The following is a 21,222-nucleotide window of genomic DNA, read 5'->3' as shown; positions in this document are numbered from 1 at the left end:
CAAGCTTCACAGCCGGTTAATCTTTGCAACGGTCGCGTCGCGAATTCGTTTGACGCCCGCCGTTCCCAGCGCTCTCCTGCCGCTACACGAAAATGGTCTGCCAGTAGCTATCGGATCCATCTGACGAAAGGCCTCTGTCATGTCGCCTAACAAGATTGATCGTCGCGATTTCATGACCCATTCGATTGCCCTCGCCGGCACCTCTGCAATCATCGCCAGCGACGCTGTCGCGGCGGCTTCTGAAGAAACTGCGAAGACTGTTGGCTCAAACTCGGAAACCGTTTTCACGGGCGAGTCTATCCAAGGCAAGAAAGTTGTCAGTCGGCTGAACGTCGACGACCTCGAACCGGGTCGAAAACATTTTCTCTATTTCCAAGGCGTTGAGACGCCTGGCGGCCAGCACTGGTACGTCTCCGTTGTCGTTGCCAAGGGCGTTCGGCCCGGCAAGCGCTTCACCCTGACCAGCGGCGTGCACGGCGACGAGATGAGCTCGATCCAAACGGTCCAGACGGTGATCGACCGGCTGGATCCGGCGCAGATGTCAGGCACAGTCATGGCCGTTCTCGACATTGCACGCCCGGCCGTCGAAAGCATGCAGCGCCGCTGGCCCAATTCGGGGCGCGGGACCGATCTCATCGACATGAACCGGGAATGGCCGGGAGACGAGAACGGCGCAAGCGCCACAAGCCGTCACGCGGGCCTTTTGTTCAATCGCCTCCTGAAACCGAACTCCGACTTGGCGATTGATTTCCACACCGGCACGACCGGTCTGGAAGTCGCTGCTTTCCTCATCGGGGATCGCCACCTCCCCGACGTGAAGACCATGGCCGACCTCTATCCCGTCGGCTTGATGTGGGATGACGCGGCTTATCCGGGCGTCTTGCACAACGCGTTCGTCGACGTCGGCATTCCATGCTTCACGCCGGAAGTCGGAGCGGCGCGCATCCTCGATCGGGATATGATCGCCCTGTTCGTCGAAGGGACCTTGAACGTCCTCAAACATTATGGCGTCGTTAGCGGGCCTATCGGCCGAACCGCGGCAGACGCAAAAATGCTCATTGGCAACGCCGCGTTTCCAATCATTGCTACGCATGGGGGCTTAGTCGAATTTCACGCAAAGCTCGACGAGGACGTCAAAGCTGGTCAGACCATCGCCGTGCAGCGGAATATGTTTGGCGAAGTGGTCGCCGAGTATACCACCGCGGTGAATGGCAAATTGGCCGCCTATCGCACCGACGCCTCGTCAGATCCCGGCAACGTGCTGGCGTTCATACTATTTAGTCAGCCGGGCGCACCACAGCACGAAGGCGTTCATGCCGACACTGAAAAATCCTATCCCGAGTAACGGTGCCACCCGCCAGCGGACAACTAGTACTCAAGATTTTTATAGTCGCCCGCCAACGCGAAGCGGACACTTCAAGATTGGGATTTGGACTCGAACCTTCCGGCCTTCTGAACATCGGGCCATCACCTGATATTCCGCCTGACAAGCGAGCTGCTGACGACATATCGAACTGTTAGAAGTAGTCTCGTTCGGCGAAGGGATTAAAGGTTGGACATCCCGATGCCAAAGGTCTACTGTGATTTTGATATATGGCGCACGAGCTTCAACAGCGCCTTAAGCATTGGCATTATTCTGCTCCGTCCCGAATTCGGGCCTCTGCCAATGCTGCCTTTCTCAGGCTGACAGCTATTGGCTTGAATCGCTTTGATCATTAGCCCGTTCCGGATTGTTTGTTCCGGAGCGCGTAAGGAGCCCTGCTATGAAAAATGATTTTATTCGCGTCACGCGACGCAGTGACGGCGCTTGGGCCGTATTTCGCGGCTCCCAGGGTCTCGCGCTGCTTGCATTCAGAGTGAAAGCCCACGCGGTGGCTTACGCACGTGCGATTTCGTTTTCGCGTAAGCTGGCGCTTTTTGTCGACGATAAATTTGGAATTGGAGTTCGGCAGTCGTCTTCAAGTCTCACCTACCCGAGGATTCTCAACTAGCAGAATGAATTCAAGACCCCGTGCATTTCGCCGCCGTCATGTGCACGTCGCTCCAACGCCGGCGAGAGGTAACGAATATGCTCCCAAGTCACGTCGTCACAAGATCCGCCCTGCAGACTAAGCGCGGGACAAAGCAGACTTGCGGAAACGAAACCTGTGGCAGCCGATACTATGATCTGATGAGCCTGCAGCCAGCTTGTCCGCACTGCGGCACGATTTCCAACACCTCGTCGATCGTTCGGGTCGATTTCGAGACGCTCGGAAAACAACGGCCAGGTAGGTTCAAACGTCCGCCAGAGCCAACAAAACCTCAGGCCAAAGTCCCAATAAACGACGTCGATGAGTCGGGAATGGCCGATGAGAGCGCCGAGAAGGAATCAGAAATCCCGTCGCCTTCTGAAGATCTTTTAATTGAGATCGAAGATGACGACGAGGTGGAAGCACCACAAGCCTCCACCGACGATATGGCTTAGCTCAAGGAATTTTGGAGCGCGCAAATGCCGGATATCAGCAGTTGTTTAGCATCCTTCGCACTGCTCTCCAGCGAAGAGCGGGAGCGCAGTGTTTGCCTCATCAGAGCATACAATGATGCAGTTGTAGAAACCCGATCGGCAAATGTCACGGCATCGAAACCCTCTCAGCTCTTCAGCTGGGAGGAAGTCGAGCATCTGGTCAAAGACTATCGTGCTGATCGCTTGTCCGACATCAGACCGGCAATGGAACATTACTTGTCGCTTTTGGACCGTGGCTATCGGTGGCCCCGCCTCGGTTAAGTTTAACCCATGTGATTTTTTCTCAAAACCGGTGTGGAACGAATGCCCAAAGGTCAGCGAAGAAGCAATCGTGAAATTAGGAAACCGAAGGCGGACAAACCGAAGCCAGGTCCGGGCGTGCCGAGGTTCCAGAGCGCCGCACTTGGCTCGACGATGAGCACCAGCGGAAAGAAAAAGCCCTGAATTCTCTTGCGGCCGCAATTGGGTTCGCAAGAGCCGGTCGACCACGCCACCTGTCTGCAACTTCCAAATCTGTCAACTAGAACGTCGTTGCTCTTCTGAGGATTGTCGAAATATGGAGCTGGCACCGATGGTCTACGTATTCACGAGCGGGAATTCCGGCGTGCTTGGCTTTTCGCTCCAAAAGTGTGGATCAGATCTGCCGCCAGCCGCATCGTATCAAGAGAACTGGAGCCGCGCTTATGAAGTTCGAATGTCGGATGCCGCGCTAGATGTTTTCCGCATCGATTCAATGACAGCACTCTCGGACTTGAGGTCCTACGGCTATCACGTTGCTCGCCCGGTCGAAGATACGCGAACTTTGCCGAAGCATCACCGAGGATCCAGCTAACCACAACCGGTTGCGGCCGATCCTACGGCGCCATCAAGTTTTGATTGGGTCACGAAGCATATTGAAAGGCAGATTGCTAAATGGCGCTTCCTTCCTACACGCTTACAATAGACGGTCGCGAAGTGTCGTTTGATATCGAGGCCGAGGCGTTCGCGATGGCGGCAAGCGAATTTGATGCGCGCGGCGACAAGCTGGAAATTAGCATAGCGATGGGCGACTGTGTCTACATAGGCCCACTTCAGATGCGGCATTGGTGGAAAATGAAACGGGAAGGTGTGTATTACCGCGATATTCCTTATTGATGGCGCGGTTATCTTTTTGACTTCTTCTTATTGGTCGGGGCGATGGCCTCTCGCGCCAATCGCTCTGCACGGAGACGTTCCGTTTTCGCCCGTACAGCGTGCCGCTCCGCTTCATGGTCTTTCATTGCCTTCGACGCTTCTTGAGCCCGGCGCAACTTTGTAGCGGCAGTGTTGGTCGGATTTCTCGGCGTCATTGCCATTCAGCTTGTCTCCTACGCGCTCGAAAAAAACAAAAAACCCGCAACTGGCGGCTAAGCCAGGCGCGGGTCCATTCGATCGAACTTATCGCCAGTACATCCGTGGTCGAGCCCGATCTATTTCTCCGGCATGCCATTACACGGCGCGAAGGTTATCTGCGGAAGACTTGCCGCTACGGCGATCGGCAACAACGTCAAAAGAGACTTTTTGCCCTTCGCTTAGGTTTCCCAGACCTGCACGCTCTACCGCGCTGATATGGACGAATACGTCGTTGCCGCCGTCTTCAGGTTGGATGAAGCCAAAGCCTTTTTGGCTATTGAACCACTTCACGGTTCCAGTTTGCATAGATAAAATTTCTCATTAGATGAACGCGTTTGCCCCCCGACGAAGTCAGGAAGAGTTGGTCGAGACTCTTTTGGAAGGTCGTCGGTCAAGCGCGCTCCGCGGGCGAGGCCAAGTCGGTTTCAGCGAAGCTCGATCAATGCAATGTAAGTAGTAATCATCGCATTACAAGAGCGAAAAATAATACGTCGCCCCAGGTTGGCTGAGACTTGCGAGTTGCAGCTGACATTCCATCTGCACTCTGATAAACGAAACCATCGGCAGTTACACAGCAAGGGCTCTGCTGACTGAGAGTGATTATCGATACGCTCCCGCCTTCAACTGCACGGGAGTGTTGTCGTGAAGCTCGTTTGCTCCCGCCTGATGAGCGGCGATCTCGAAACGATCGAACTCAAGGCCGCAATACGGCTCGCGTGTACCGAACTTATCGAAATACACCGTGTCGAAGATGAAGAGCTTGCATCACTTTTCGAAATTATCGCTCAAGCAATTATCGATGACTACAATGCGGGCCATCGCGATACGTCGGTGTTGGGGCAACACGCCACCATGAAAGCACTCATGTTCCTTGGCCGCCGTCTGCACTAATGCAAAAATGTAATCGAGGTGCGCTCCCAAGGATATTTCCAGCGGTCGGTTCATTGCGGCAACAGGCTTTAAAAGTGCCGGATGCCGGAGGCGCCAAGGCCCGAGGGCAAATGGCGGCTTTATGATGAGCGTGCCGTAACTCGGCGCAGGCCTTGAAGAACGAGCTGGAGACGATGATCCGTAGCTGTGCGAAGGGCCGCATCGCGGAATGCCGCATCATCGACGTGCTGTCGCAGCATAAGCATTGCGTCAGCAAAAGCCACTGAACGGCCTCACTCCCCTTATTGCGGCGCACGACGAGGTATGGCACTCTGCACCCCATGAGGATGCGTCTGTTTCAGCGCTGGTTTGGGATTCTCGGTATGCTTGCCATACTGAGCGCTCTCATTGCCATGCCGCTTACGGCGACCTATGCCTTCGCCATCTCAAGCGGTGCGACAGCCTCTGCCGACACGACGATGTCCGGTCAATCTGACGCGATGCCTTGCCACAAAACCGGCAAGTCCTGCCCTCATTGCCCGCAGAAGTTCTGCCCCGAGATGGCGAACTGCCTCGTTAAATGTTTTCAGCCGTTGTCGGCACCGATTTCTGATGCCCATTTTCATCGTGATGTTGTCAGCCGCGGAGTGGCGCCTGCGCCTACGCCGGTCACCGCTGGTTCTCAAATCCCGCCCTTACTTCGACCTCCGAGCGTCTGAGCCCACGCAGTCAGCGTGATTGTGCGGTCGCGGCTCGTCGCCGTGCCCCTCATACGCATGGCCATGACGGCCTGTGCGGGCTCAATGACAATCGGAGACAACCAATATGCAACGTCGTTCATTGCGTGCGGCTGCCCTCGGCGTCGCGCTTCTCATGGGCATGGCCGCTTCGGCCCTTGCCGACACTAAGGACTACGAATTCCAGCTCCTGGACAAGGAAGTGAAGCAGGGCGCTGCCGTCATTTCGGTGAAGCTCGTGCACAAGCCGTCCGGCCGCGCAGTCGCTGACGCTGTGATCTTTGCCAAGCGTATCGATATGGGTCCTGACGGTATGGAAGCGATGACCGCGCCAATCGAGGCGGTTTCGTCGACGGAACCCGGTGTCTACAAGTTCAAGACCGATCTCGGCATGGCCGGCCAATGGGCGCTCTCACTTGGCGCGAAGGTGCAAGGCGAGACTGGCACAGTCGAAAACAAGCTCGTCGTCAAGGCCGTCCAATGAACGCCTTGATAAGGGGAACGGCTCCCGTCGCAGCGCTAGCGGCTGCGACGGGAGCTGGTATTTGGGCGGGTCAAACAAACCTGCTCAAACTTCCGCTGACTCCCGCAGCGGTCATTACCGAAGCGCGCGCCGAGGAATCGCGGCCTGTCATTTATTACCGCGATCCCGACGGCAAGCCGCTCTATTCGCCGACACCCAAAACGACCGATGACGGCAGGCCTTACATTGCTGTTCATGTCGGTGAAGACGGGACATCGTCTTCACCGACAGCAAAGCCGGAAACGAAACCTGTCGACAGCGGCGGCACCAGGAAAATCAAATTCTACCGCAACCCCATGGGCCTGCCAGACACATCGCCCGTGCCGAAAAAGGATTCGATGGGGATGGACTACATTCCCGTCTACGAAGGCGAGGATAGCGACGACGGCTCCATCAAGGTTTCAGCCGGCAAAATTCAACGTACGGGCGTTGAGACCGTCGCGGTAACGAGACGACCGCTGGTCAGAACCATCCAGGCACCTGGTGTGGTGCAGCTTGATGAGCAACGCATTGCCGTGTTGGCGCCGCGGTTCGACGGGTACGTCGTGTCGGTTGGACCGGTAACGACAGGCACACATGTCATGAAAGGTGACGCGTTGGCTAAGGTGTTCGGCCAAGAAGTCTTGAACCAAGCCGCGCGCCTGTTGATCGAGCAGACTTGGACGAAAATTGACGAAGCATCCGAGCTCCCAGGACTCAAAGGACCTGCCGGCGTCGTCGGAGCCACACGTCGACTGCAGAATCTCGGCGTGCCGGAAGAATTCATGGACGAGGTGAAGCGTGAGCGGAGCGTGCCAGACACATTCACGTATCGCTCCCCCATTGACGGATATGTCCTCGAACGGAACTGGAGCGATGGACAAGGCTTCAAAGCCGGCGATGTTGGCTTCCGGATCGCCGATGTTTCGGTCGTGTGGATGATGGCTGATGTTGCCGAAGGCGACATAAACGGCGTGAAGCCAGGAGAACCCGTGACGGTCACGGCGCGCGCGCGTCCAGGCCGCACATTCAAAGGCAAAGTCACAGTCATCTATCCGCAATTGAACAAGGAGACGCGTACAATTCCAGTGCGGATCGAACTGCCAAACTCGGACCTGGCACTGCTTCCGGACATGTACGGCGACGTCGATATCTCCACCGGTAATGCTACCACGCTAACCGTGCCGTCGAGTGCAGTGATCGACAGCGGAAATCGACAGGTCGTTCTCGTTGATCTCGGTAACGGTCGCTATGAGCCCCGAGAAGTGAAGCTCGGTCGGCGCGGCGACGGCTATATCGAGGTCATGAGCGGCGTTGTGGAAGGGGATCGTGTCGTCTCCAACGGCAACTTCCTCATCGACGCCGAAAGTAATTTGCAATCGGCATTGAAGGGCTTCGAAACGCACCAAACGACGGAGGCCAGCCAATGATCGCGCGCCTCATCGCCTGGTCGGCGAAGAATCTTATGCTGGTGTTCATCGCAGCCGCATTTGCCGTGGTGGCAGGGATCTGGGCGGTAAAGACACTTCCGCTCGACGCCATCCCCGACCTCTCCGATACGCAAGTCATCGTCTATACCGAGTTCCCGGGTCAAGCGCCGCAAGTAGTCGAGGATCAGGTCACCTACCCTCTGACGACCGCAATGCTGACAGTTCCCCGTTCCAAAGTGGTGCGAGGATTTTCCTTCTTCGGCGTCTCGTTCGTCTACGTCATTTTCGAAGACGGTACCGACATCTATTGGGCGCGTTCGCGTGTCCTTGAATACCTGAATACCGCAGCAAAGAGTCTGCCGAGCGGCGTCACTCCGACGCTCGGGCCGGATGCTACCGGGGTCGGCTGGGTCTATCAGTATGCCTTGCAATCCAAGAATAAGTCGCTCGCAGATTTGCGCTCGATGCAGGATTGGGAAGTTCGCTACGGATTGTCGAAGGCTGAAGGAGTCGCCGAGGTCGCAAGTGTCGGTGGCTTCGTTAAACAGTATAGCGTTGTCGTCGATCCAAGCCGGCTCCGAAGCTTCAATATTCCTTTAGACAAAGTCCGCGATGCCATTCGAGACAACAACATGGATGTCGGCGGACGGACACTGGAGTTGGCCGAGCACGAGTTCATGGTGCGCGGGCGCGGTTATCTCAAAGGCGTCAAAGACCTTCAGAACATCGTCGTCAAGTCTGACGGCGGTACGCCTGTTCTCTTGAAGGACGTCGCGCACGTCGAAACAACCGGTGACGAACGCCGCGGCATTGCCGAACTTAACGGCAACGGCGAGGTGGCAAGCGGAATCGCCTTGCAACGCTATGGTGCCAATGCGCTCACCGTTATCGACAATATCAAAGAGCGACTGAAGGAGATCGCGCCTTCGCTACCGGCGGGAACGAAAGTTGTGCCGGTCTACGACCGTTCCGAGCTGATCCACCGGGCCATCGAAACGCTCAAACATACGCTTTTCGAAGAAAGTCTCGTCGTTGCTGCCGTATGCATCGTGTTCCTGCTGCATTTTCGAAGTGCGCTAGTCGCCATTCTGATGTTGCCGGTCGGCATCCTGATGGCGTTTGTTGCGATGCGGGTACTCGGCATAGGCTCCAACATCATGAGTCTTGGCGGTATCGCTATTGCCATCGGCGCAATGATCGATGCAGCTATCGTCATGATCGAGAATGCCCACAAGCATTTGGAACGAGCGCCAAAGGACAAGCCGAGAATTCAAATCCTCACCGAGGCCGCTGCCGAGGTGGGACCGGCCTTGTTCTTCTCGCTGCTAATCATCACAGTCTCATTCCTTCCGATCTTCACGCTTGAAGCACAGGAAGGGCGGATGTTCGGGCCGCTAGCCTTCACCAAAACTTTTGCAATGGCATCTGCTGCACTTCTGTCGGTGACGTTGGTGCCGGCGTTGATGGTCATCTTCGTACGCGGCCGGATCATTCCCGAAGAAAAGAACCCCATCAACCGCGCACTGATCGCGGTCTATCGTCCCATCATCAAGGGTGTTCTGAAGGCGAAGACGCTGACCATTGCGCTGGCGGCAATCCTTCTCGCGATCTCGATATGGCCGCTGAGCAGGGTCGGCACCGAATTCATGCCGAATCTCAATGAAGGAACGCTGCTCTACATGCCGACGACATTACCGGGTCTCTCGATCACGAAGTCGGCTGATTTGTTGCAGACGCAGGATCGTATCATCAAGTCCTTTCCAGAAGTGGCGTCTGTTTATGGCAAGGCGGGCCGCGCGCAAACGGCCACCGATCCCGCACCGACGGAGATGTTCGAGACCATCATCAATCTCAAGCCAAAGGAAGAATGGCGACCGGGTGTCACGACGGACAGTCTCATCTCTGAAATGGACAAAGCACTGCAGTTTCCCGGCGTGTCCAATGCCTGGACGATGCCGATCAAGGCGCGGATCGATATGCTCTCGACCGGCATTCGCACGCCGGTCGGGATTAAGGTGATCGGCAATAATCTCGACGAAATCGACAACGTCGCAAGACAGGTCGAAGCGGCTGTTAAGTCTGTACCAGGCACTTCAAGCGCCTATGCCGAGCGCACGTTGGGCGGCTATTACCTGGAGATCATTCCGAACCGAGAGCGGCTAGCCCGTTATGGTTTGATGGTCGCCGACGTGCAAAATGTCGTGGCGATGGCGCTTGGCGCCGAGCCAATAACGACAACTGTCGAAGGCCGCGAGCGCTATACGGTTGCGATCCGCTACCCACGCGATCTGCGCTCCGATCCGCAGGCGATCGCGAAGGATGTCGTGGTCTCGTTGCCCGGCGGCAATGGTACGGTTCCGATAGGGGAAGTCGCCGATATTAAACTTACCCGCGGCCCCACCACGATCCGCACCGAGAACGCCAAGCTCGCAACCTACGTTTACGTCGACATCCGCGACCGTGACCTCGGCGGCTACATCGCCGATGCCAAGAAGGCGGTGGACGCACAGGTGAAGATGCCGCCCGGCACCTATCTTGTGTGGTCGGGACAGTTCGAATACCTGGAGCGCGCCGAGGCACGCTTGCAGATGGTCGTGCCGGTAACGCTGATGATCATCTTCTTACTTCTTTACCTGAACTTTCAGCGACTGACTGAAACGCTCATCGTCATGCTGTCTCTGCCATTCGCACTCGCCGGCGGCTTCTGGCTGATATGGTGGCTGGGCTTCAATCTGTCGGTAGCAGTTGCCGTTGGCTTCATCGCTCTTGCCGGCGTTGCGGCCGAGACCGGCGTCGTGATGCTGATTTATCTCGATAACGCCAAGCGCGAAGTCCAGGCGGAATGTCTGCTTCAAGGACGGCAATTCACGCGTGAAGACCTCTACCGTGCCATCATGGTCGGCGCAGTTGAACGCGTCCGACCGAAGATGATGACGGTTGTTGCTATCATGGCTGGATTGCTGCCCATCATGTGGAGCACCGGCACAGGTTCTGAGGTCATGCAGCGTATCGCCGTGCCAATGATCGGCGGTATGGTCTCATCCACGTTACTGACGTTGATCGTGATACCGGCGATCTATGGATTGGTGAAAGGTTGGCGACTGCCCACAAAAGCGCAGAACCATGCGCAGATTGGAGTTGGAGTTACAGACACTGCATATCTCAGGTGAGCGATAGGCGACGTCCGCTTAGGGTCAAAATCGTCGCCCGGTAACCGCGCCAAGGAAGAATTGGGCCCCTGCCACTCGTGATCTAAAAGCAGGGGTGCCCAATTCATCGCCAATCCCTCGGCAAGAGCTATGCTCAAGCTACGCGACCGGCGTCACGCGAAGAAGCCGATGCACTCCACAAGGCGCTCGTCACAGCAGGCGAACTACATCTCGCCGCGGTCCCATTGATTTGCTTGCGGTCTCACGGAACTCGCGAATGCCGAACTCACCGAACAAGGTGTAATGGCGCTTTCCGGGCGCAAAACTCCGGAAGCAGTCAGGCTCTACGTGAAGCGGACCGAGACCCAGCGCATCGCCCCTGCAAGAGGCCGCCGTGCGTGGATCGGAAGCAACCGAAATCGAGAACAATCGGCGGACAAGAGTCGGAATGGAACGTTGACTACAGAGTCGGAATGAAAGGCAGCATTTGGGCTAAGCGGTTGAATCAAATGGTGGGCGATGAAGCACTCGAACCTTCGACCCGCTGATTAAGAGACAACGTAATTTCGAACGAATTCAATTGGGTTTTGCACTTCGATATCGTCAAGAGAAGTCAGCGGGCGTCAAGAGTGATCACGGGTGCCGCACGTTTACAAAGCCCAGAGCACCAAAGCCGCTGCCGAAGCAAAATCCGAACCCGGACGACTTATTTCCGCTGTGCCGCTATGCTCTGGGGAGCCGACGTCTGCGGGCAGTCGCCAACGCAGCATTTACGTGGGTCCGCCGATATAAGCCCTCGCTCTTAGGCCATAGCCCCTTTGTTTCTGACAGCAGGTCGATTCAAAAAATGTGGAAAGTAGATTTTACGCAACATTTATACATTCGGAATCGGCTATAATTTACAAATTCGTAATGCATTTGTCGAAATTTTTTGGGCAAAAACGCGGGGCCATTATGGACAGCGAAGACAAGAAATTTGATCGACGACAGGTTATGCGAACAGTGCTCATTGGTGGCGTTCTCGCGACCATCATGATGCCCTCGAAATGGACCAAACCGCTGGTCAACAGCGTGATCGTCCCGGCCCACGCAGCGGCGTCTGCACCTGCGACGACGACAGCCGCTCCAACAACCACACCCACTCCAACAACGACAGTGACTACTACGACGACAGCGGCGCCGATACCGTAACGCGGCTGGGCCCTCTGAACAAAATGCCATGAGTTTTAGTTCTGCGGTGCGGTTATGGATGCCGTTGCTTCAAAGACCTTATGGGTCAAGCTGCATGATCAGATCGTCGGGGTCCGTTGTGTCCCTGCGATCTCTTCGACCGTCAAATGGATCTTCAAAGATAACCTCACGGGCGAGCCATCAGCTCGCGCGTGTACTATCGATGTTTCTGTGCAAGACGACGGGCTCTTTTCCCTGAGCAGCAGGAATGCGGAGACCGTTTCGGACCTGACCGAAGGCGATCTTCTCACGTTCGTGATGGAAGCAGTTGTCCGTGATCTCGTGACGGACCTAGCAAGCGCGGTCGCGCTTCACGCCGGTGCCGTAGCCTGGGGCGATAAAGCGATTTTGTTGGCCGGTGAGAGCGGCGCCGGCAAATCGTCCCTGACTTCTTGGTTTTCGGCACGTGGCTTCGACTACCTCACAGACGAAGTCGTCCTCTTAACCGACGACACCGCAAAGTTATTGGGATTTCCGCGAGCACTCGTTCTCAAGCCCGGCGCGGCCGAACGCGTCGCGGAGTTTCCGAACTTTCGGAACGAGATCACGTTCGCAGCCGGTGAACACACGCTGATGCGACCTCAGTCGGCGACCAGATCGCCGACGGAAAGAAGTCAATGCGGGCTTATCATCTTCCCCGAGTTCAAGCGGGGATCCGATCTTAAAATCCATAGCCTGAGTTCAGCAGAAACACTGGCACGCTTGGTTGGATGCAATCTCAATGCCCGCAATCTCCCCGACGGAGGATTCCGAGCCATCGCGCAACTAGCACGGAAAGCTCCGGCTATAGGTCTGCGCTACGGCGAATTTGGCCAGCTCGACGGAACAGTCGACGAGCTGGCCAGGCTGCTTCTCGAGGGCAATCAAAATGCCGATCAAAAGCGACGCTTCCTGTCTATTTTTCCAAGACGCGAAGGCGCAGCCGCCGAACCGGCCCAGAAGGAAAAGACTTTCCCCATTCCAGCGCCGACACCGCGCAAGGAGCCGCGCAAGCTGACGATCGGCATGGCGACCTATGACGACTATGACGGGGTCTATTTTTCTCTGCAGGCTCTACGGATGTATCATCCGGAAATCCTCGACCGGACGGACTTTCTGGTCGTTGACAATCACCCGGACGGCCCCTGCTCGGAATCTCTGAAGCTGCTCGAGACGCATATTTCAAACTATCGCTACGTCCCTTCGAACACGCGCGCCGGAACCGCCATCAGGGATGCGGTATTCGAAGAAGCAACCGGCAAGTTTGTCATGTGCATGGACTGTCATGTATTCCTCGAGCCGGGCGCGATCGCCAAGCTCCTCGACTACTTCGACACCAATCCAGACACCCGCGACCTCGTCCAAGGCCCCCTCGTCTATGATGACTTAACAAAACTGGCGACACATTTCGAGCCTGCTTGGCGCGGAGGAATGTACGGTTATTGGGGGACGGACGAGCGCGCCGTCCATGTGGACGCGCCACCTTTTGACATTCCCATGCAAGGGCTCGGCTTATTCGCGTGCCGACGCACTGTTTGGCCCGGCTTCAATCCGCTGTTCCGTGGGTTCGGAGGTGAGGAAGGCTATATCCACGAGAAATTCAGGCAACGCGGAGGACGTACGCTCTGTCTGCCTTTTCTCAGATGGCTCCATCGCTTTCAGCGGCCCATGGGCACGCCCTACCGAAACATCTGGGAAGACCGGATAAGAAACTACATGCTTGGATTTCACGAGCTCGGCTTACCGACCGCCGAGATCAAAGAACATTTTCGCGAGCTTCTAGGCGCTGGACCGGCCGACCGCATTTTCGATGACATCGAACGCGAGTTCTCCATCTCCGTCCTGTAGCGGTCATCGCCGGCTTCTCTCGTTCTCTAAGGCGTTGCGCTTTTTGCTTCCGTTGAAAGAAGCGCGCCTACCCGCATCAGGTCGGCGACCGCGCGCTCGACATCGACCTCCACGTCGGACTGCGCATCCGGATATTCGGCTTTCAGAAAATCAATCAGATCCTGGACCGACCGTGTACCATCGCTCAGTTTCCAGATCAAAGCGGCGGTCTCGTTCAGGTGAATGGCCTTAGGCCTGCCGAGACGAAACAGAACGCTTTCGCCGTCCATCTCTTCGGTAAAGAACCCGAAGGCTTGCCTGGGAACAGTTCGATGGAGCATGAGATACCCTCACTCTAAACGATTTTGCACCAACGTGTCTGCCGGGTCGAAGGCCCCTTCCGGGTGTGCAATGTTACGCCTCCCTTGGAAGGTCCGACTTTTCATGAGCATCATCCGGAATAACTGCCGTCGCCAGGAATGATACAAGCGAGCGCTGCTCATTGTCGAGACGACTGCCGATCGCCCAACGAGTGCCCGCGCAAAAAAAGTATATCTCGTCGGACCGATCTCACGCGCGATTTCCCGGCAACGCGGTTCACCGAAAATGCTGTAAGCTAGTTCCAGTCCAGCGACCGCCGCAAATCTTGCCCCGCTCTTGTCCAGCATCCGCGCGAACAGAGCTTCGTCTTTAGGTGTCGAAAGATGCCTGGCGGCTTGGCAGATATCGACGACTTGCCGGAGGCGTTCGAACCGATGTAACGCTCCATGGAGGGCCGCAATTGTCATTAAAGCAGCGGCCGACTCCGGTCCATCGGCGATGTCCTCGTAAGCTAGCGAAAGAGCTGACCTCAACTTCGGATGATGGACCAGGTTCGTGTGCACTTCGACCATCAACGTCGCGTTGTCGCGATGGAGCCATTTCGTTTCCAGCCGTACGGGATCATGACCGTCCTCGACCATTACGAATCCGTGGCCTGCGAGAATTTCGCTGATAGCCGGAACAGCATCCGGCGCAACAAGCAGATCGATATCGGTGAACGGCCGGAAAGAAGGCTTCGGGTAAAGCACTCGCGCGAAGGTTTGTCCCTTAACGACAGTCAGCGGAAGATCTTTGGCCGCACGGAGTATCGCATCGCAGTGGATGCGCAGCATTGCGGAGAATGTCGTACCGATGCGCCTTCTCGATAGCGCGTCGTTCCGGGCAAGCTCATAATCGTCGTTGTCTTTGAGGCCGGGGATGTTGTCCATCAGGATAGGAAGAACGCCGTGTGCGTCTCCCTCAATCACGAGCTGCTGCATCCCTTGGGCCGACAGCAGGTCCCGCGGGGCGCCTGTCAGCGGCCCTGTCGGATCAGAACCGTGCAGAAGCCAGCGATGGACAGCGTCCTGATTTGACATGGCTCGCAAATCCCGCCCTGTTGCGAGTTTTCTCGTAATCTGCGCCGTAAGGCGAGCTGCATCTGATGGTGCGCTCGTCATCCACAATCGTGCGATGAGCTTTCGTGCGGAACGGCGGTCTCGTGAGGATTTTAGCTCATCTTTGGCCATGAGACTATCGAACGCATGCAGAAGATAGCTATGCCGTTTCCCAGCCTCATACGAAACCAGCGCGGCTTCGGCCAGATCAGCAAGAACAGAAGAACGTTCCGCAGCCGAAAGATGTAATTCTTCAAGATGCTCCAACTTTAAATTCGATACGCCCTCGACCGGGTCCGGAAACCCGGCTCGTCGGCGCTTCGCAGAAAATCTGGCGATATGTGCCGCCAGTGCCTGCTCCCAACGTCGCGTGGTCGAGACGTTCTTACCATGCACGCGAAACTCGAGCAGCACGTCCGGCAGATTGCTGATCTGATGGTGCTCGACGAGCCGGAGCCACAAGTCGAAATCTTCAGCAAAATCGAAGAGAGGCCGATATCCCCCAACGGCGAGTGCCGCATCGCGGCGCATCGCAATCGCGGGATGCGCTACAGGCGCGTTTCCCCGATCGAGCGCCACCATCGCCTCATCCGGCGTTGTGGGATATGCGGCGGTCGAAAGCGGATTTCCGTCGATGTCGATAAAGCGAATTGCCGAACCCACGACAGCGATGCCGGGATTGTCTTTCAGAAACGCGACTTGTCGCTCGAGGCGTTGGGGGAAAGACACATCGTCTGCATCCATGCGCGAGATGATCGCGCCTTGTGCAGCCGCGAGTCCCTCGTTCAGACAAGCGACAATACCCCGATGTGGACGACCAATCAAATGGATGCGCTCATCGCGCCTTTGCCATTCCAGAAGACGTTCGTAGGAGCCGTCCGTGGACCCGTCGTCGATGATAAGAAATTCAAAATCCGAAAATGTCTGGCGCAGAATGCTGTCGATTGCGGCGTCGAGATAACGTGCACTGTTATAAACGGGCATCACGACCGAGACACCGCAAACACTTTGAGTCTGCAAAGCGGCCATGACACCTGTCCCCGTGACCTCGAAACAAACTATTCGCCGCCACCTCCGACTTACGGCTACTCTAAAAGATGGATGTCCGTGACACTACGTCCGCTACAGAAAATTCTGTGCGCAATCGAGACAGACAAGCAAAACAACCGCAGGCCCGACAACGCTTCTAGGGGGACATCGCTGGTCTAAGTCATCTGTACTTGAACATGCTGTCAAAATTGACCTGTTCCAGCGAGAACGCTTGCGGGACTACAGAGCAAGCAGACCCGAGACACGCGGGCACGATTAAAGCTGTCGGCTCCGCTTCGAAGGGGCGACCTGTCCTCACGGACAATTCGTAACCCGGAGCGGTTCGCCTAAGCTCGAGAAAATCAGCGAATTTTTTTAATCAGCTGCAATTGTAAGACTTAGCTTGCTGAATTCACGCGAAATATCTTTGATTGGTGGGTGATGAAGGACTCGAACCTTCGACCCGCTGATTAAGAGTCAGCTGCTCTACCAACTGAGCTAATCACCCGTACCAACACCGCCTGAATATCGAAGGCGCGAAGCCTCCAAGGACGGCGAAGGGGCCCGAACGGGCCCCGAGACCGGAGCGCATAGCATCGCTGGCGGGCTCTGTCCACCCCCCTCCCTCACATTCGCCACGCGATTGAGAAAATGGGGCTTTTTGACCACCCGCCGGACGACCGGACGGGCAAGTTCCGCGGCTTTCAGCGCCGTCCGTCGCGCCCGTGCACATAGGCCGACATGGCAATGCCGAGCCCGATCATCAGCGTCGTCATCGACGTCCCGCCATAAGACACGAGTGGCAGTGGAATGCCGACGACGGGCACGAGGCCTGTCACCATCGCCAGATTGATAAAGACGTATATGAAGAACGTCATCGCCGAGCCTGCGATGGCCAAGCGCGCAAAACGGTTATCGCACCGGCGCGCCATCAGCATCATCATCAGAATGAGCGCCGCATAGATGGCGATGAGCAGCATCATGCCCGTGAAACCCCACTCCTCGCCGATGATACTGGCGATGAAATCCGTGTGCTTCTCCGGCACGAAATCGAGCTGACTCTGCGTGCCGTGCATGAAGCCCGAGCCAGCGATCCCGCCTGCGCCAAGTGCGATTTTCGACTGCATGATGTGATAGCCGGCGCCGAGTGGGTCCATCCCTGGATTGAGAAAGACCTCGATGCGACGCTTCTGATAGCCGTGCATGCCCGACCAGATCGCCGGCATCGCCGCAACGGCCAGGATCGCGCCCAGCGCGAAATAGCGCAGCGGCACACCTGCGAGAAACATCAGCGACAGCCCCAACACCAGAAACAACGCTGCCGAGCCGAGATCCGGCTGCTGCAGCGTCAGCAGCACCGGAATGCCGATCATTGCCAGAGGAATGAGAATATAACGCACGCGGCGCACGTCTTCCTGCGGCAGCCACATATAGTAGCGCGCGAGCGCCGCCACCAAAGCGAGCTTCATCAACTCTGAGGGTTGAAACGAGATCGCGCCCGCCCCGATCCAGCGTTTCGCGCCGAGCGCCTCGACACCGACGAACGGCACGAGGGCCAGCGTCAGCAGGGCCACCGCATAAACCGGATAGGCGAGTTTCATCCAGACTTCGAGACGTACCGTCGCCATGATGACGACGACGGCGAGCATGACGAGAAAACGCAGCGTATGCCGCTCCGCCCACGGGACAAACGAGCCGCCCGACACGGAATAAAGCGTCGCCGTGCCGATTCCCGCAAGCAGGCACACCGTGGCAATCACGGGCCAATGGATACGCAACAGCTTGGCGCCGATGCGAAGCGGCTGGCCGGTATTCCACGCGGAATAGATCGTCTCCATTACCCCGCCTCCTCCGCGCGCTTACTCAACGGCGGAACCTCGCTGCCATCGGCACCCGATTTGCTGCGATCGTGATCGTCACGGTCGATGACAAGCGCAAGGACATCGCGCGCAAGAACCGCGGCTACCGCGCCGTCACCGGCATGCTCGATGACAGTAGCAAGCGCATAGCGCGGCGCATTTGCGGGCTCGTAGCCGACGAACAATGCGTGATTGCGTCTCGATCGGTCGGCGCTATCCGTCCCGCGCGCGCCGATCTCGGAAACGCCTGACTTGCCCGCAACGGGTCCTTTGCCGTCACCAAGCCGCGCCGCCGTCGCCGAACCCTTCGTGTCGTTGACGGCAGCCGACATGCCGCCACGCACCGCGTCGAAATCTGCGGATCGGAAAGGCAGGTCGGCAAACGCAACCGCTTGCGTCGCCGCCGGATTGTCAGGCTTGCGCAGAACCGGAACGACGGCACGTCCGCTCGCCATCCGCGCCGCGACGACGGCAAGTTGCAGCGGAGTGACTTGCAGATAACCGCGGCCGATGCCTGTCAGCAGCGTCTCACCGCCGAGCCAACCAGCATTGAGATTGCCGCGCTTCCAATCGCGATCCGGAACGATGCCGGGCTTTTCGTCAGGCAGTCCGATGTTGTTCGTCGCGCCCAAACCCATCGCACGCGCAGCACGCGCGATGCGCTTGATGCCGAGCCGCGCCGACATCTCGCAAAAGAACACCTCACATGACGCGCTGATGGCCTCCTGCAAGGTGATCTTGCCGTGTCCGTTCGGATTGGAACAACGAAAGATTTGCCCGCCATATTCGTATCGACCGCTGCATGACACGGGCTCGTCGAGCGAAACGACGCCGGCTTCGAGCGCCGCCAAAGCCGTTACGATGAGGAATGTAGAACCCGGCGTATAAAGACCGGCGACCGCCCGGTTGAGCAGCGGCTTGTCGTCCGACGCTGAAAGCTTCGTCCAATCGGCTTCCGAGATGCCGCCCGCGATTTGCGCCGGATCAAAGCCCGGCACCGAGGCCATGATCGGGATCGCACCCGTTGCGATGTCCAGCACAACGACAGAAGCCAGTCCATCGCGCTGCATGCGATCGACGACGCGCCGCTGCAATTCGCTGTCGAGCGTGAGATGCACATCGCTCCCGGCAACCGGATCGACAGTCTCGATATTCCGCACCACGCGTCCGCGAGCATCGACTTCGGATTTCTGCGTACCTGCCGTGCCGCGAAGATCGGCGTCGAAACCGAGCTCTGCGCCGCTCTTGCCGATGCGAATATCCGGAATGCGGATCACGGCATCATCATCGATGCCGAAGCGCTCGACGCTACCGACGAAGCCGACGACATGGCTCAGCGCCGCGCCGTCGCGATAGCGCCTGCGCCAGGCGAAATCGGTCTTGATGCCGGGAAGGCTCGGCGCATAAAGGTTGATCTTCGCCACCTGATCGAATGACAAATCCGACGCGACGGTTGTCGGCAGATTGCGGTTTTGCTTGCGCGCGCGGGCAATGATCCGCGCGATACGATCGTCCGTCAGCGGCACGATCTGTCCGACGCGCTGCAGGACGCCGCCGACGTCCTTCGCCAGCGCCGGCGTGATCGTCACGCGAAACAGTTCTTCGTTGTCGGCCAGCACGCGTCCGAATGCATCGAGAATACGACCGCGTTTCGGCGTCAGCACCTGCACGTTAAGGCGATTTTCTTCCGCCATCGGCGCGTAACGGCGTGCATTCGCCACCTGCAGGTCATAGAGACGCCAGCCGATCAACCCAAACCCCGCCGCCTGCGCGCAGCCCAGCAGCACCGACCGCCGCGTGAACTGGTTCTTTCGCCTCAGATCGTCGTCAGGCTTGTCCGCCATCAATCCCCCCGCGTCAGTCGAACGGGACGGGCGGGTGCTCCTGCGGATCGGGCAACGCCGCGCAACAGCGTGATAAGAGAGGCAGCCAGCACCGCGACGCCAGCGCCGCGCACATAGGGTTCAGCATCGAGAAACGCAATGAAATACGCCGAAGCAGCAAGCCACGCAAAGAGCGTTACGGTGATGATCGCGCCGGTGAAAAGCGCCAGCCTCAGCGCCGTGGTATCAACCGCGAAGCGCGAGCAGTAAACCGCAATGACATAAGCGACGAGATAGACGAGCGCCCAATAGCCGAGTGGCCCCTGGGTCAGCACATCGAGCAAAAGCCCGGCTAGAAAAATGCTCCATTCCGGCAGCCATGCGTCGCGATCGAGCGTCCAATAATAAATGGCGACGACCGGCAGCAGCGGGAGCACGAAGCGATCCACTGTCGGCAGGCCCCACGGCAGGATCGCAACGATCGTCAGCGCTGCGACGGAAGCGACCGGCATCAGGAACCGCAGCCACCTCATGGGCCCGCTCTCTCGAATGATTTCGGCACCGTGCCCGCGGCGTCGCTTGCAGCCTTGCCGCCCATGAGATCGTCGGTCAGATGCGCAGACGGATCGTCGTAGAAAAGCACGCTAACGTAATCGAGACGATCAAGATTGGCGCGCAGTGCGACGCGCGGCTTCGCACCGTCAGCAACAACGCCGAGACGCAGCCCGATTGGAAATAGCCCGCCCTGCCCTGAGGTGGAAACGTCATCGCCTGGCGAAATCTTCGCGCCGTCTGGAATGTAGATCAGCCGCGGCTGCGAGTTGTTGTCGCCCGCCATGATCGCGCGCACCGCCTTCGGCCCGACGACCACAGGAATGCGGCTATTAAGATCGGTCGCCAGCAGCACGCGCGCCGCATTGGGGCCGATATCGACGACGCGTCCGATCAGCCCGTCGGCATTGACGACCGGATAGCCGCATTTCACTTTGCGCGCGCGCCCGGCGTCGATGGTGACGTTATGCACGAACGCGCCGCTCGAGTCGGCGATCACCCGGCTGGTGATGAAATCGAGCTTCTGCTCCGGGACAACTTTCGCAATCGCCTCGAGACCGGCAAGCTTCGCTTCAAGCTGGCGCGCCCGCCACTCCCAACTGCCGAGTTTCTGGTTCTCTTTCCGCAGCCGGTCGACTTCGTCTTGCAGCGACACTTGCGTCGAGATCGCGTGCCCCATCTCGCGGATCGGCTCGACCGGTATCATCGCGGTCTTGAATACGGGCGTCATCCACGACGCGATCTGCCAGCGCACATCGCCGAGCATGCTGTGATCGAGCCGGCTCAGCAGCATCAATGCTGTTGAAATGAAAATGAGCAAAAGCAGCAGCGGACGCAAACGCCGTCGCGACGCCGTGCCATCGCCGCGCCCGAAGTAAACATGACCTTCCTTGAGGCGCGTCATAAAGGGGTTCCGCTGCTCTCAAATTCGAACGTCGATCAA

At 57.6% G+C, this 21,222-nt stretch carries 16 protein-coding genes and 1 tRNA gene; 9 read left to right on the top strand and 8 right to left on the bottom strand.

All coding sequences use genetic code 11. The features are described from left to right. The first annotated feature begins 139 nt into the window (after nt 1-139). The 4 genes from HYP802_RS0109990 (at nt 140) to HYP802_RS0109965 (ending at nt 3,637) form a co-directional block, all read left to right on the top strand. Nucleotides 140-1,345 carry a succinylglutamate desuccinylase/aspartoacylase family protein gene (locus tag HYP802_RS0109990; RefSeq protein WP_013947132.1) on the top strand — a complete coding sequence of 402 codons (1,206 nt, stop codon included), beginning with the start codon at nt 140-142 and terminating at the stop codon, nt 1,343-1,345. A 684-nt stretch (nt 1,346-2,029) separates the two neighbouring features. Next, on the top strand, nt 2,030-2,464 hold the full coding sequence (locus HYP802_RS22265; RefSeq protein ID WP_035575761.1) for an FYDLN acid domain-containing protein: 435 nt from the start codon (nt 2,030-2,032) through the stop codon (nt 2,462-2,464). A 24-nt stretch (nt 2,465-2,488) separates the two neighbouring features. Continuing rightward, a complete protein-coding gene (locus HYP802_RS23590; protein WP_013947128.1) occupies nt 2,489-2,764 on the top strand; it encodes a hypothetical protein in 276 nt (91 codons plus the stop codon). 651 nt (nt 2,765-3,415) lie between these two features. Beyond that, nucleotides 3,416-3,637, top strand: coding sequence for a hypothetical protein (locus HYP802_RS0109965; RefSeq protein WP_013947125.1), 222 nt, complete (start codon nt 3,416-3,418; stop codon nt 3,635-3,637). Between the two features lie 333 nt (nt 3,638-3,970). Here HYP802_RS0109965 and HYP802_RS0109955 read toward each other — a convergent pair whose 3' ends face one another. After that, entirely contained in the window at nt 3,971-4,180 is a 210-nt protein-coding gene (locus tag HYP802_RS0109955; protein ID WP_013947124.1) for a cold-shock protein, read from the bottom strand. Nucleotides 4,181-4,516: 336 nt separating this feature from the next. On the opposite strand from HYP802_RS0109955, the gene HYP802_RS0109950 reads away from it, so the two are divergent. From HYP802_RS0109950 to HYP802_RS22885, 5 genes are all read left to right on the top strand, one after another. Next, entirely contained in the window at nt 4,517-4,765 is a 249-nt protein-coding gene (locus HYP802_RS0109950; RefSeq protein WP_013947123.1) for a hypothetical protein, read from the top strand. Nucleotides 4,766-5,569: 804 nt separating this feature from the next. Next, a complete protein-coding gene (locus tag HYP802_RS0109935) occupies nt 5,570-5,965 on the top strand; it encodes a FixH family protein (protein WP_013947121.1) in 396 nt (131 codons plus the stop codon). Beyond that, the gene (locus tag HYP802_RS0109930; RefSeq protein ID WP_013947120.1) at nt 5,962-7,413 is read left to right on the top strand and encodes an efflux RND transporter periplasmic adaptor subunit; all 1,452 of its coding nucleotides are present in this window, start codon (nt 5,962-5,964) and stop codon (nt 7,411-7,413) included. The genes HYP802_RS0109935 and HYP802_RS0109930 overlap by 4 nt, the downstream gene beginning before the upstream one ends. Next, nucleotides 7,410-10,583, top strand: coding sequence for a CusA/CzcA family heavy metal efflux RND transporter (locus tag HYP802_RS0109925; protein WP_013947119.1), 3,174 nt, complete (start codon nt 7,410-7,412; stop codon nt 10,581-10,583). The genes HYP802_RS0109930 and HYP802_RS0109925 overlap by 4 nt, the downstream gene beginning before the upstream one ends. Nucleotides 10,584-11,963: 1,380 nt before the next feature. Continuing rightward, nucleotides 11,964-13,619 (top strand): glycosyltransferase, encoded by a 1,656-nt coding sequence (locus HYP802_RS22885; RefSeq protein ID WP_197022721.1) that lies wholly within the window; start codon nt 11,964-11,966, stop codon nt 13,617-13,619. Between the two features lie 26 nt (nt 13,620-13,645). Here the strand turns inward: HYP802_RS22885 and HYP802_RS0109910 are convergent, their stop codons facing one another. From HYP802_RS0109910 to mreC, 7 genes are all read right to left on the bottom strand, one after another. Further along, the gene (locus HYP802_RS0109910; RefSeq protein ID WP_013947115.1) at nt 13,646-13,939 is read right to left on the bottom strand and encodes a PqqD family protein; all 294 of its coding nucleotides are present in this window, start codon (nt 13,937-13,939) and stop codon (nt 13,646-13,648) included. Between the two features lie 9 nt (nt 13,940-13,948). Then, the gene (locus HYP802_RS22880) at nt 13,949-16,045 is read right to left on the bottom strand and encodes a glycosyltransferase (RefSeq protein ID WP_013947114.1); all 2,097 of its coding nucleotides are present in this window, start codon (nt 16,043-16,045) and stop codon (nt 13,949-13,951) included. Nucleotides 16,046-16,477: 432 nt separating this feature from the next. After that, nucleotides 16,478-16,553: transfer RNA gene (locus tag HYP802_RS0109900), tRNA-Lys, on the bottom strand. Nucleotides 16,554-16,749: 196 nt separating this feature from the next. Further along, a complete protein-coding gene (rodA, locus tag HYP802_RS0109895; protein ID WP_013947113.1) occupies nt 16,750-17,883 on the bottom strand; it encodes a rod shape-determining protein RodA in 1,134 nt (377 codons plus the stop codon). Next, the gene (mrdA, locus tag HYP802_RS0109890; protein ID WP_013947112.1) at nt 17,883-19,748 is read right to left on the bottom strand and encodes a penicillin-binding protein 2; all 1,866 of its coding nucleotides are present in this window, start codon (nt 19,746-19,748) and stop codon (nt 17,883-17,885) included. Before mrdA ends, rodA begins: the two co-directional genes overlap by 1 nt. Then, nucleotides 19,748-20,260: a rod shape-determining protein MreD gene (mreD, locus tag HYP802_RS22875; protein ID WP_024275655.1), complete on the bottom strand. Its 513-nt coding sequence runs from the start codon at nt 20,258-20,260 to the stop codon at nt 19,748-19,750. The genes mrdA and mreD overlap by 1 nt, the downstream gene beginning before the upstream one ends. After that, nucleotides 20,257-21,183 carry a rod shape-determining protein MreC gene (mreC, locus tag HYP802_RS22870; protein WP_013947110.1) on the bottom strand — a complete coding sequence of 309 codons (927 nt, stop codon included), beginning with the start codon at nt 21,181-21,183 and terminating at the stop codon, nt 20,257-20,259. Before mreC ends, mreD begins: the two co-directional genes overlap by 4 nt. Nucleotides 21,184-21,222: the final 39 nt, after the last annotated feature.

This window comes from Hyphomicrobium sp. 802, assembly GCF_000526135.1.
In the GTDB taxonomy this organism is placed as follows: Bacteria; Pseudomonadota; Alphaproteobacteria; order Rhizobiales; family Hyphomicrobiaceae; genus Hyphomicrobium_B.
Note: the sequence above shows the minus strand (reverse complement) of the source record. Positions and strands in the feature narration are given on the sequence as shown.